This window comes from Lichenibacterium ramalinae, assembly GCF_004137085.1.
GTDB classification, from domain to species: Bacteria; Pseudomonadota; Alphaproteobacteria; order Rhizobiales; family Beijerinckiaceae; genus Lichenihabitans; species Lichenihabitans ramalinae.
The window spans coordinates 163763-176568 of sequence record NZ_QYBC01000014.1; the positions used below are offsets into that span (position 1 = coordinate 163763).

Genomic DNA, 12806 nt, shown 5'->3' on the forward strand with positions numbered 1-12806 from the left:
AGCGCCGGTTTAGCGGATCTCGCCGGTGAAAGCATCCCGTGTTCGCCCGGTCCGGCCCGGCGGGCGCCGGCAGGCTCTTGGCGCTGGCCGGCTCTGGGCGACCTCTCTATAAGCGCCCGGCAGCCGGCACGTCACGGCGCGGGGAGTTCGGGCGCGGCATGGCTTTCATCCAGCAGGGCGACACATCCGGCCCGGCCCGCTCCGGCGGCCCCGTCGTCGTGCTGGGCGCCGGCAACATGATCGCCGGCCTGCTCATGCCCCGCCTCGTCGCGGCGGGGTTCGACACGCTCGCGGTGGCGCGCCGCGACGTGTCGCTGCCGGACGGGGTCGCCTTCGCCCGGGTCGACATCGAGGATCCGGGCGACTGGCGCGCCCCCGCCGGTGCCGCCGTCGTGAGCGTGCTGCCCTTGGCGCTGCTGGCGGCCGCGCTGCCGCGCCTCGCGGGGGCGCGGGCCGTCGTCGCGGTGGGGTCGACCAGCCTCTTCTCCAAGGCCGACAGCGACGACGCCGCCGACCGGGCCACGGCCCGCAAGCTCGAACGGGCCGAAGCCACCCTGGCAGACTGGGGCCGGACGCATGGCGTGCCGGTGACGGTGCTGCGCCCGACGCTGGTCTACGACGGCTTCGGGGATCGCAACGTCGCCCGCATGATCCGCCTCGTGCGTCGGATCCGGGTCCTGCCCATCGCGCGGCCCTCCTCGGGGCTGCGGCAGCCGATCCACGCCGGCGACGTCGCGGGCGCCATCCTGGGGGCGCTCGACAATCCGCGGGCCGCGGACCGGTCCTTCAACATCGCGGGCGGCGAAGTGCTGACCTACCGGGCCATGGCGGAGCGGGTGTTCCGCAGCCAGGGCCTCGTGCCGCGCTTCGTCAGCCTGCCGGTGCCGTGGCTGCGCCTGGGCTTCGCGGCCGCGGCGCGGGTGGGCATCCTGCGCGAGACCGGCTTCGGCAGCGCCGTCTTCGCCCGCATGAACCAGGACCTCGTCTTCGACGTGGCCGAGGGCCTCGATGTCCTCGGCTACGCGCCGCGCCGGTTCGCGCCGCCGCGCTGGGGCGGCGGGTGACGCGAGCGGCGCCCGGTCAACCGGCCCGGGCCGCGATCTCGCTCTTGAGCTCGGGGACGTTGTAGCCCAGCGCATCGGCCATCATCTTGCCGTAGCGCACGCTTTCCGAAATGCCCCGGTCCTCGGGGTAGTAGAAGCAGGTATCGGCGACCTGCAGGTTGCTCACCGGCGTCTGCACGGGCGGGATCATGTCGGCGAAGCCGGGTGGGCAGATCGGCTGGGCGTAGCGCAGCCGGGCCACATGCACGGCGATGCGGTCCGCGTCGGTGAGGGCCGGGTTGACCCGGCGGATCGCCGCGAAGGCCTCGTCCGCCAGCGCCTCGTCCGACCACGACCAGCGCGGGTTGGTGACCGGCATGTAGTAGGGCACGTAGACGATGGTGTCGCCGGTGTCGCGCAGGTTCGAGAACTCGATGATGCCGGGGATCGGGATGTCGGGCTCGACGATGTTCACCCAGAAATGCGGCGTCACCGAACGCTTCAGTTTGAACACCAGGCAGGCGACGCCGATGTTCTGGATGGCGTCGTAGCGCGCCTTCGCCTCCGCCGGGAGGCCGGGGATCATGCGCGACACCAGCGGCGTCGGCACGGTCGAGATGACGGCATCGGCCGGGATCGTGCCCGCCGCGGTCCGGACGCCGGTGGCGCGCCCGCGCTCGACCACCACCTCGTCGACGGGCTCGCCGAGCCGCACCGTGCCGCCGAGGGCGCGGATCTTCTCGACCAGCGCCGTCACCAGCGTCTCGGTGCCCCCGGCGATGTGGCCGAGTTCCTCCTGCATCAGCGAGCGGCGCGAGTTGCCGAGCCGGTGGATGCGGGTCCAGATCCAGGCCGCCGACACGTCGTCGGCATGCTCGTAGAACTTCAGCGCGAAGAGCGGGCGCCACAGCTTCTCGTAGACGGCTCGGCCGCACCAGCGGGTGATCCAGTCCCTGGCGGAGACGCGCTCCAGCGCGTCCCAGCGGGGCCGCTTGGCGGACAGGAACATCAGGGCGCCGTAGCGGAGCTTGGAGGCGAGGTCGAGCTTCGGGAAGCGCAGCAGCGAGACCGGGTCGCCCCACTTGTGCAGCGCGCCGTCGATGAAATACCCCATGGTGGTGGGCCGCCACACCATGCGGTCGCCGATGCCGAGCTCGTCCATGAGGGCGAAGGTCGGGGCGTCGGGCCGGCACACGAAGTGGTAGTAGCGTTCCAGCGACAGGCCGCCGAAGTCGAAATGGGCCGCCATGCCGCCGGCCTCCGTCCCGGCCTCGACGACCGTGACGGCGTGGCCCGCCTTGGCGGCATGATAGGCGGCGGCGAGCCCCATGGCCCCCGCTCCGACGACGACGACGCGCATGGTGATCTAGAAGTCCAGGACGACCGACGCGAAGCGCGGGTCGTTGAAGGTTTCGTGGAAGGCGGCGTCGAGCGGCGTGGGGATCACGCCGAAGATGCCGGGCCAGTCGATGACCTCGAAGAGGTCGGGCGTCACCAGGGCGGCGAGCTGGTTGGCGGTGAACGGGGGATCCTTGTCGACCAGCGCATAGGTCAGCAGCAGGCGTCGAAACAGGCCATAGGGGATCTTCACGATGCGCGCGCCGGCGCCCGAAGCCTTCTTCACCGCCCGCATCATGTCGATGTAGTCGAGCGTCCGCAGCCCCGAGATGTTGTAGCTGCCGGTGAGGCGCCGTTCGAGGCAGCTCATGATGATGTTGGAGAAGTCGCCCGCGTAGAGCGGCTGCCGCCGGAACTTGCCGTCGCCCGGGACGGGGAAGACCGGCACCTTCTTCATGAAGCGGGCCAGCCAGCCGACGTGCTTGCGGTCGAACCAGCCGAACATCAGCGTGGGGCGCAGCACCACGTGGGGGATGGCGCAGGCGTCGACGAGCGTTTCCTGCGCCTTCTTGGTCTCGGTGTAGAGGTCGACGGCCGCCGAGTTCACCACGGACGACGAGATGTGGACCAGGTAGCCGATGCCGGCCGCCGCCGCGGCCGCCAGCACCAGCCGGGTAGCTACGACGTTGTTGGCGTCGAAGACGGCGGCGTCGAGGCCGCCGATCTGGGCGTGGAGCTGGACGACGGCCTCGGCGCCCGCGAACGTGTCCTCCCAGCCCCCGGGGCGGCTGAGGTCCGCCTCGACGACGCGGATGTCGGGGTGGAGGCCGGCCAGGATGCGGGTGTTGGCGCGGTGCTTGTCGATGGCGACGATGTCGGCATAGCCGCGGGCCTTGAGGCGCGGGATGAGGTTCTGGCCCACGAGGCCGGCCGCGCCCGTCACGACGACGCGCCCGCGCCGGCCCGTGCTGCCCGCTGTCTGTTGATCGGTCAAATCTTCGGCGCCTAGAGCTTGGTCTTGTAGAACACGGCGCGCGGCGCGAACCGCACCGCCGTCATGATGGGTCGCCAGAACCACGGCGCGTAGACGATGCGCTGTCCGGAGGCCACGGCGCGGTCGATGGCGCTCGCGATGGCTTCGGGCTTGGCCCAGAGCGGGCCGGAGCGGTCGAGATGCGCCGTCATGGGCGTGTCGACGAAGCCGGGCTTCACCGTGACAACCTTGACGTTGGTGCGGTGCAGGCGATGGGCGAGGCCTTCGGCGAAGGCGTCGAGGCCGGCCTTGGCGGCGCCGTAGACGTAGTTGGATTGCCGGCCGCGGTCGCCCGCCACGGAGCCGATCACCACGAGCGTGCGGGGCCGCCCGTCCGCCACGAGGTGCTTGGCGGCGAGCTGCAGCCACAGCGCCGCGCTGGTGAAGTTGACGTCGATGACGCGCCGCGTCTCCTCCGCGCTGTCCTGCGCGGCGGCCTGCTCGCCCAGCACGCCATAGGCCAGCAGCACCTCGTCGGGCGGCCCGAGCCGGGCGATCATGGCGGCGAAGCGGGCCTCGGCCTCCGCCATGTCGCCGAGGTCCGTCGTCACGGTGGCGACCTCGGCGGCACCCCGGGCCGTGAGGTCCGCCGCGATGGCGGCGAGCCGCGTCTCGTGACGCCCCACCAGGACGAGGCGGCCGCCGGCCGCCGCCCGGGTACGGCAGAAGGCCGAGGCGATGGCCGAGGTGGCGCCGAGCACCAGCACGGTGCGGCCCGCGGCCGGGGCGCCGCCCCGGCTCGTCGGCGTGAGGGTCGTCATGGTCTGTCTCCGGTGACGCGCCGCCAGAAGTCCGACGAGATGCCGGGATCGCGATAGGATTCGACCTCGCGCCAGCGCGGGAAGCCGGCGCGGAACTGGTCGGCCGACATGGTGGCGTCCTTGGCGGGGTAGAGGCGTCCGCCGGCCTCGAGCACCACCTCGGCCATGCGGCCGAGCAGGCGCAGCGTGTCGGGCCCGCGGTTGGGCAGGTCGAGCGCGAAGGTCGCGCCCTCGCGCGGGAAGGACAGGATGCCGGGGGAGGGGCGGGGGCCGAACAGCTTGAGCACCACCAGGAAGGAGCCCTGGCCCTCGCTCGACGTGAGCTCCAGCAGCGCCTGGAGCGCCCGCGGCGCCGCCGCCATCGGCACGACGGACTGGTGCTGGAAGAAGCCCCGGCCGCCGTAAAGCTTGTTCCAGTCCGTGATGCCGTCGAGCGGATACAGGAACTTGCCGTAGGGAACGCGGCGCGTCTCGCCGGTCGCGGGCTGGCGCGAATAGGCGGCGTTGAACAGCCGCACGGTGGCGGGGCCCAGCAGGGCGGAGGGCGCGTCGCGCGGCACCTTGAGGCGGGCGGCCTCGGCATGGGGCACGAGGGCGCCGTCCGCCGCGTGCCGGCCGCGGCTGAACAGGCCCCGGCCGAGCTTCCGGCCGGAGGCCAGGCAATCCACCCAGGCGACCGTGTAGGGCCAGGCATGGCTCTCGCCGGCGACGCGGAAGAAGGCGTCGAGGTCGCCGAGGCGGGAGGTTTGCACCTCGAAGTCGCTCGACGCCACGGGCTGGAGCTGGATCTCGACCCAGGCGATGAGGCCGGTCAGGCCGAGGCCGCCCACGGTGGCGGCGAAGAGGTGGGGGCGCGCCTCGGGCCCGATCTTGAGCACGGCGCCGTCCGAGCGCATCAGCCCGATCGCCCGGACGTGGCAGCCGAAGGTGCCGGCCCCGTGATGGTTCTTGCCGTGCACGTCGTTGGCGACGGCGCCGCCCAGCGTCACGAACTTGGTGCCGGGCGTGACGGGCACGAACCAGCCCCGCGGCACCGCCACGGCGAGCAGGCCGCCGATCGTCAGCCCGGCTTCGGCCCGCACCACGCCGGTGGACCAGTCCGCCGCCATGATGCGGTCGAGCCGCCCGGTGCGCAGCAGCCGGCCGCCGTCGTTGAGGCACACGTCGCCGTAGGACCGCCCCAGCCCATGGGCCAGGGCCGGGGTGGCGCCCGCCCGGACCGCCGGGCCGAGGTCGTCGAGGTAGGCCGGCTCGGCGACGTGGCTGGCGGACCGCGCGACGCGGCCCCAGGACGTCGTGGCGACGCGGGGCGCCTCCGTCACAGGTGCACGACCTGGGCGCAGACCGCCAGCACGGCGCAGACGGCGCCGAGCAGCACGCTCGTGCGGTCCCGGGCCGCGAACAGGATCGGATCGTCGTTCATGAGGCCGCGCGTCGTCAGCATCCACATGCGCAGCACCCAGTAGCCCACCAGCCCCATCACGCCCCACAGCAGTTCGGGCGCCTGGTAGTTCAGCTGCGAGCGCTCGATGGTGGCGGTGATGAACAGCGAGAAGATGACCACGGCGGCGATGCCGGAGGAGATGCCGCAGCAGACCACGTAGAGCCGGTCGGCGAGGTCGTATCCGCGCCCCGACAGCGTCGACCGGCCGGCCTGGCTGACCACGTTGAACTCGACCTCGCGCTTCATGAAGGCGAGGCTGAGGAAGAAGAAGATCGAGAACATCAGCAGCCAGTGCGACGGCTTCTCGCTCACCAAGAGCATGCCGGCCAGGATGCGCAGCGTGAACAGCATGGCGATGACCACCACGTCGACCAGCGCCATGCGCTTCAGCCGGAAGGAATAGGCCAGCGTGATGACGAGGTAGCTGCCGAGGGCGGCGGCGAAGGCCAGCCGCAGGGCGCAGGCGCACAGGAGCGCGCCGACGACCAGCGCGGCGCTGGCCGCCACCGCCACCACCACCGGCAGGTCGCCGCTGGCGATCGGGCGGTTGCGTTTGCGGGGGTGGCGCCGGTCCGCGTCGATGTCGAAGAGGTCGTTGAGCAGGTAGGTCCCGCTCGTCAGGGCGCAGAGGCAGGCGAAGGCCAGGAGGGCCAGCCCGGCGTCGCCGGCGTGCAATGCCCCCATGGACAGCGCGAAGGGCACCAGGACGAGGAGGTTCTTCAGCCACTGGTGCGGCCGCATGGAGCGCAACACAGCGCGGCCGAGCGAGGGCGCACGCGACAGCTCCACGATGCCGAGGCCCTCGGCTTCGGCGCGCCGCCGCAGGCCGGGGCTGAGGTCGACGCCGAAGCGCTCGCGGGCGGCGCGCCACAGCGGCAGGTCGGCCTCCGAGCGGCCGACATAGGCGAATCCGTCCGGGTGGCGGGCCGCCAGCGAGCGGGCTTCCGCCTCTGGCGACGGCTCGGGGCGGCGCCGTTCGGTGTCGCGGCCGAGCGCGTCCGTCATGTCGTCGTCGGCCTCGGTGGCGGGGGACTCGCGCGTCAGCCAGGTGACGCTGCGGCCGGCATCCCGGGCTTCGCGGGCCAGGCGCTCGACGGCCGGGCGCCGCGGGCAGGTGCCGATCCGGAAGTCCGCGTCCTCGTCCCGCGCCGCCGCCTTGAGCGCCGACCTGCCGCGCAGCGCGGCCGCCGCCAGGCCGGGAACCGCCAGGGGCTTGGCCTTCAGCAATGCGAAGAGCCGCTCGTGCAAGGGGTCGGCGCGCAACAGCGCACCGTCGAGGTCGACCACGAGGGCCGGGGCGGCGATCGGGACGGCGATGGCCAGCGAGGCCGCGTCCCGGCCGGCGATGGTCTGGGCCGTGTCCCTGGTTTCGGTCGTCTGCACGGGTCGCTGCAACTCCACGCCAGGGTCCGGACCCGCCGGGCTCGCAGCCGCGGCCCTCGCCCGCTCGCTCCTCGGAGGCGTGCCGCGCCCACGCCGGGTCGCGGGTCCGCGACCCAGTTCTTCAGGACGCGAGCGGTGCCGCCCAGGCCCCTGATCGCGTCGACATACACCAAGGCTCGCGGCACCGAAAGGGCGATGCGGGCCGCCCGCCCGCGGCGCACGCGCCGCGGCCCTTGGGGATGCGCCCGCGGCGCACGCGCCGCGGCCTTGGCGGATCAGACCTCGGCGCGCGCCGCGACCCTGGTGGGTGGGGCCTCGGCGCGCAGGCCGCGAGACGTCACGGCGTCGCGAGCTTGTCCTGCGTCGCCCGCAGTTCCGAGATGGCGGTGTCGAGGCTTTCCCGCTGCCGTTCGAGGTGGGCGATCTGCAGGTTGATCTGGTTCTGGTCGAGCGCCAGGGCATTGGCCCCCGAGCCGTTGTCGGCCACGAAACCGATGATCTCCGTCAGGGTGAAGCCCAGGCGCTTGCCGCGCAGGATGAGCCCGAGCTTGCGCCGGTCCTGCGCACCGTAGAGGCGCGACGAGCCGTCGCGCTTCGGCTTCAGCATGCCGCGGTCCTCGTAGAAGCGCAGCGTGCGCTGGCTGACGTTGAACGCCTTGGCCATGTCGCCGATGGTCATCAGGCCGTCTCCGACTGCGGCCTGGGGGGACTGGGGTTCCCGGACGAGCGACAAATCGATGATGCTCATGCACTCAACCTGCAATGGGGGGCGAGGAGCTGTTGCCCCCTCTGTGGCGCGAGGGACGAAGGTGACGATTCCAACTATCAATTGTTTGAGGGGGCCGCAAGGGGAACTCGCGAATCTACGGCGGCGGCGGCTTCCGGTCGGACCGGCGGGTCGACTTAACTCTGCGTTTACCCTGTCGGACGAAAGTCCGGTGGCGCGGACAGAGAGGTGTTTCGGCCCGGGGCTGCACCCCGATTCGAAACGTTGGCTGGCCACAGGGGCTCGTGTGGGGCCGGCTGCTCGCGCATCGGCCCCATCGGGGCGAAGGGTGACGGGGCCAGGTCCGGCAGCCGTGACGGGTTGCGGCTTCTTTGACAGGCTCCGGTCTGCGGGTGCGACGATGAACACACTGATTCCGCGAAGCGTAGACCACGGCGACTTCGGCGACCGCGACGCCGCTTCCGCGTCGCCGCGACCGGACCGCATCCTCGGCGCCGACCATTCCGCCGACATGGAGGCCATCGCGGCCGAGCTCACCCGCCTGTCGGAGCCCGGCGAGTCCGCCCAGGGCACGCGGCGAAGCCGGAGCCGCCCCCCGCTGGATGGGTTCGACGCCCGCGGGGCGGTCCGTGACGCCGTGGCCGAGATCGCGCGGCGCCAGGCCGCGCTGGACGGGCGCGGCGGTCCGGACGGGTTCGCGCTGGACGGGCGCGGCGGTCCGGACGGGTTCGCGCTGGACGGGCGCGGCGGTCCGGACGGGTTCGCGCTGGACGGGCGCGGCGGTCCGGACGGGTTCGCGCTGGACGGGCGCGGCGGTCCGGACGGGTTCGCGCTGGACGGGCGAGGCGGTTCGGACGAGTTCGCGCCGGGCGGGCGAGGCGGTCCCGGCGAGTCCGCGCTGGATGGGCGCGGCATGCTGCGCCGGGCCTTCCCTGACGCGCCGCCCCGGAGCGAGGCCCGCGGCCCCGCCCCGACCGGCCGCGAGCTGTCTTCCGAGGTGTCGCAGACCTTCGCGCGCTTCTCCCAGGACCTTCACGCCGCCATCCTGGCGACCGACGCCCGGCCCGACGTCGCGGCGCTGGGCCGGCAGGTGAAGGAGATCGGCAAGGCGGTGGGCACCCTGCCGGCCGCCGACACGGTGGCGCGGCTGTCCGATCAGACGCGCGAGATGCGCGACCTGCTGCTGGCCTCAACCCGCCCCGCCGCAGTCCCGGCGCAGGACGTCCGGGCGGGTCGCCCGTCCGAGCCGGCCGCGGCCGCCGTGCCCCCGGGCTTCGCCGAGACCATGGCCGATGTGCGGGCGCTGCTTGACGGCTTCAAGCCCGGCGCCACGCTCGCCGCGATGGAAAGCCGGCTCGAAAACCTCACCGACAGGCTGGAACGCGGCCTCGACGCCCAGGGCCCCGCGGGGCTGATCGAGACCCTGAGCCAGCGCGTCGACGAGATCCACACGTCCCTGCGTTCCCGCCTCGACCAGACGCCCTTCGACGCCAAGCCCCTGGAAGGCCTGGTGCGCAGCGTGCTCGACCGGCTCGGGCAGGCCAGGGCGGTCTCGGCCAACGTCGAGCAACTCGAGGCCGCGGTGCGCGACGTCGCGGCGCGGCTCGACACGGGCGGCAACGACCCCCGCGGCGTGCAGGCCATCGAAACCCAGCTCGCCCGCCTGTCGGAGCGGCTCGACCGGTCCGAGCCGAGCCTCAAGGCGCTCGACGGCGTCGAACATTCCTTGGGCGAGTTGTTCTCGCAGTTCGAGGTCACCCGCCAGGTCGCCATCGACGCGGCCGAGACCGCGGCCCGCACGGCGGCCCGCGACACGCTGCGGGCGGCGATGCAGAACCCCGGTCTCGCGCCGCGCGGCGCCGATGGCCCCGTGCTGGCCGAGCAGGTCGCGCGCGGCCTCGACGACCTTCGGGCCAAGCAGGCTTCCGCCGAAGAGCGCACCCAGACCACGCTGGCCGACATCCGCGCGATGATCGAGCGGCTGGCGCTCGGGCTGCCGGTCGCCGGAACCGGCCCCAGGGCCGCCGATCAGCCACGCCGTCGCCGGTCCGAGCCCGGCCTCACGGAAGCGGCACGGCCGGCGACCGATCCGGCCGACCTGCTGATCGAGCCCGGTCTCGGCCGCGACGCCCCCGTTCAGGCTCGTCGCGCCGAACCGCGCTTCGCGGCCGAGCCCGAGCTCGAGGAACGACCGGCCTCGGCACAGGCGGGGGGCGCGGTGCCACCCGCGGCGGACGGCGACGGCCCGGCCAGCTTCATCGCGGCGGCGCGCCGGGCCGCCCAGGCCGCCCAAGCCTCGGCGGCTTCCGCCGCCACGCTCACCGGCGCGGACCGGCGCCAGACTCCCCGGGCCTCGGCGGCGCGCCGCCGCAAGGACGGCGCGGGCGGACCGGCAGGGGCAGGGGTGGCGGCCGGGGTCGGGACGGTGGCCCGGGCCAGGAGCTTCCTCGCCCGCCAGCGCCGCCCGATCCTGCTCGGCCTCGCCGCCCTGGTGCTGCTCGTCGGGGCGCTCGAGGTCGTCAAGCTCAGCGTCGCTCCGGCGGACGCGCCGCGCCTCGGTGCTTCGGACGGCGCGGCCCCGTCCCGCACCCGCGTCGCCGCCGGCGAGGCGGCGCCTGTCTCCGAGCCCGCGATGCCGGCCCGTGCCGCCGCGGCGCCCGCCGCCGTCCTGCCGCCGGCCGTCGCCCCCTCGGCGCCGCCTCTGCCCACCTTCGTGGCCGGCCCGGCGCGCGCCGCGGCGCCGGCCGAAGGCATCGGCGAAGGCCTGCGCAGCCTGGCCGATGCCGGCGATCCCGCCGCCCAGTACGAGGTTGGGCTGCGCTATGCCGAGGGGCGCGGACTGACGCGCGATCCGCGCCAGGCTGTGGCCTGGTTCGAGAAGGCCGCTGCCCGGGGCTCAGCACCGGCCCAGTACCGCCTGGGCTCGGCCTACGAGAAGGGCGTCGGGGCCGACCGCGACCCGGCGCTGGCGATGCGCTGGTACGCCAAGGCGGCCGACGCGGGCAACATCCGCGCCATGCACAACTTGGCCGTGATGTCGGCGGAGGGTGCGGCCGGCAAGCCCGACTACGCCAAGGCGGCCCTGTGGTTCGGCAAGGCCTCGGCCTTCGGCGTGCGGGACAGCCAGTTCAACCTCGCCATCCTCTATGCCCGCGGCCTCGGGGTCGAGCAGAGCTTCGCCCAGTCCTACAAGTGGTTCGCAGTGGCGGCGAACGGGGGCGACGACGACGCCGGCAAGAAGCGCGACGAGGTGGCGGCAAAGCTCGACCCGTCCGCGCTGGCCGCCGCCAAGGCGACGGTCGAGGCCTACCACGCCGCGGCCGCGGCTCCCGCCGCCAACGAGGTCACGCCGCCACCTGGCGGCTGGGACGCCGCCCTCGCCCCGCGCCCCTCCGGCACGGCCTCGAAGGTCAGCCAGCTCTGACGGGGCCGGTCTGACGCAAGCGGGCCCGTGCACCGAATCCGGAACCGCTTGCCACGACGGGGCGCCTCCTCTATGGGTGGGGACGCGCGGGTGTAGTTCAATGGTAGAACGGCAGCTTCCCAAGCTGCATACGAGGGTTCGATTCCCTTCACCCGCTCCAGCACTTGTGCCGCGAATCATCCCGGTGGACAAACGAACCATCGGCTGGACCAGGTGGAGTTCTATAGGCTCTGCGCTTATAGGTTGTCTTGCCGAGATCCGCAGCCGCTCTAAATCCACCATGCCTTCCTCGACGTGACGAGCGCCACGCTCGCGTAGATGGAGAGCGATCGCGGCTGGCTGAAAAAAAGCTGCGGAATGATCCTCGGTACGGGTCATTTGCTTCTCCCTCGGGGACGGCTTCGAAGCGAGAGGGACGGGGGCATCCGACGCTACCGAGGGAGGAGCATCTCGAGCACGTCTAGTGCGCCGCCGACGTTCACGGGGTCGATCGGGTACCGCGTCCTTGGCTGCATGAGGTTCAGGTAAGCCGAGGGATGAAGCGCGAAGGTGCCGTCGATCGCACGCTTGTACGCCTTGTAGCAGTACCCGTTCGTCACGAGCACGACCTGACAAGATGGGAATTTCTCCGCGTAACGGTGAGCTTGCTTGGGTGCGTAGTCGAGACCCTGGCTCAGCCCCTTGGTCTCGATCAGCATCACGCAGTCGCCTGCCTGATCGACGTGGGTCACAGGGACTCGGAAGCAGGCCACGTCAGCACGTCCCACGCCCGGTACCGCGAGCTCGACCTGGATGCGCTGCTCGGCCCAGCCCAAGGCGATCAGCAATGGTACGACCAGGAACGTGCGCGTCTCGTGTTCCTTGGTGAGACCCCAGTCGCGCCCGAGATAGAATCGGGCAAGCAGCCTAATCCGCCGCATGGCCTGCGTCAGCTCGTCGGCGTCACCCGGTCGTAGACCGAGCCTGACAAGATGCGTGATCATGTGCTCTTCGCTCACCTCCTGGGTAGGGACAGGCTCGGGTTCATAGTCCAGGCGCGCCGGAGTGTCGGTGAGCACGCGATCCGCGATTTTGATTAGGTGCTGCTGACCGACGCCCTGGATCGTCGCCCTCGTTAGTCCAGTGACGGCGATCGGTGTCGGCGGCACGTGCCAGTCGACGTTGCACCACGCGGCGAGATCCCAGCCATCGAAGTCTCTGAGCCAGGGCTTGTCACCTTGACCCCGGTGCTGCCCTGCCCGCGTCACGACGGTGCCGACGGTGATGATCTGGCCCCTGCCACGCTTGAGAATCACGACATCGCCGGGCTGGACTTGCGCCATGGCATCGCACTGCCATTCGCCCCCGACGAAGGCCAAGCCGTGCCGCACGAAGCGCGAGCTATAGTCACGCCCGGTCGAGCCGGCGGCGATCTGCCAATGTGCCATCCGCTCTCCCGCTCGCCCCCTATCGGGGGGTCGAATCAGCGCACAAGCTGTGCTCGACAGGAATGAACCTAACCACAGCTGATTGCAGAGCGGAAGATAACCGTGTCGTCCCGCTACATGCCGGTGGCGTGCCGCACGGCAGCACTCCCCTAGCAGCCTGTCGGAGTGGGGTCGACGGTGATGCGTTTGCGGTGGGCTGCGCGCTGGTTTTAGATGATCGGGTCTG

The 12806-nt window shown here is 72.3% G+C and carries 9 protein-coding genes and 1 tRNA gene; 3 read left to right on the plus strand and 7 right to left on the minus strand.

Translation table 11 applies throughout. The features are described from left to right. The first annotated feature begins 158 nt into the window (after positions 1 to 158). A complete protein-coding gene (locus D3272_RS17230) occupies positions 159 to 1064 on the plus strand; it encodes an NAD-dependent epimerase/dehydratase family protein (RefSeq protein WP_129220444.1) in 906 nt (301 codons plus the stop codon). A gap of 16 nt (positions 1065 to 1080) precedes the next feature. Here D3272_RS17230 and D3272_RS17235 read toward each other — a convergent pair whose 3' ends face one another. The 6 genes from D3272_RS17235 to D3272_RS17260 all read right to left on the minus strand — a co-directional run bounded on the left by D3272_RS17235 (position 1081) and on the right by D3272_RS17260 (position 7681). Further along, on the minus strand, positions 1081 to 2403 hold the full coding sequence (locus tag D3272_RS17235; protein ID WP_129220445.1) for an NAD(P)/FAD-dependent oxidoreductase: 1323 nt from the start codon (positions 2401 to 2403) through the stop codon (positions 1081 to 1083). A gap of 6 nt (positions 2404 to 2409) precedes the next feature. Beyond that, complete coding sequence (locus D3272_RS17240; RefSeq protein ID WP_129220446.1) at positions 2410 to 3375, minus strand: NAD-dependent epimerase/dehydratase family protein; 966 nt, start codon at positions 3373 to 3375, stop codon at positions 2410 to 2412. Between the two features lie 11 nt (positions 3376 to 3386). Continuing rightward, entirely contained in the window at positions 3387 to 4175 is a 789-nt protein-coding gene (locus D3272_RS17245; protein ID WP_129220447.1) for an SDR family NAD(P)-dependent oxidoreductase, read from the minus strand. Continuing rightward, entirely contained in the window at positions 4172 to 5497 is a 1326-nt protein-coding gene (locus tag D3272_RS17250; RefSeq protein WP_129220448.1) for an FAD-binding oxidoreductase, read from the minus strand. The genes D3272_RS17245 and D3272_RS17250 overlap by 4 nt, the downstream gene beginning before the upstream one ends. After that, the gene (locus D3272_RS17255; protein WP_165361387.1) at positions 5494 to 7002 is read right to left on the minus strand and encodes a UbiA family prenyltransferase; all 1509 of its coding nucleotides are present in this window, start codon (positions 7000 to 7002) and stop codon (positions 5494 to 5496) included. The genes D3272_RS17250 and D3272_RS17255 overlap by 4 nt, the downstream gene beginning before the upstream one ends. A 337-nt stretch (positions 7003 to 7339) precedes the next feature. Further along, positions 7340 to 7681, minus strand: a complete 342-nt coding sequence (locus D3272_RS17260) for a MerR family transcriptional regulator (RefSeq protein WP_245496631.1) — start codon at positions 7679 to 7681, stop codon at positions 7340 to 7342. A 448-nt stretch (positions 7682 to 8129) separates the two neighbouring features. Here D3272_RS17260 and D3272_RS17265 point away from each other — a divergent pair, with 448 nt between their 5' ends. Further along, entirely contained in the window at positions 8130 to 11153 is a 3024-nt protein-coding gene (locus D3272_RS17265; protein WP_129220451.1) for an SEL1-like repeat protein, read from the plus strand. An 86-nt stretch (positions 11154 to 11239) separates the two neighbouring features. Next, a tRNA-Gly gene (locus D3272_RS17270) sits at positions 11240 to 11313 on the plus strand. Positions 11314 to 11584: 271 nt separating this feature from the next. Here D3272_RS17270 and D3272_RS17275 read toward each other — a convergent pair. Beyond that, positions 11585 to 12580 (minus strand): hypothetical protein, encoded by a 996-nt coding sequence (locus D3272_RS17275; RefSeq protein WP_129220452.1) that lies wholly within the window; start codon positions 12578 to 12580, stop codon positions 11585 to 11587. Between the last annotated feature and the right edge of the window lie 226 nt (positions 12581 to 12806).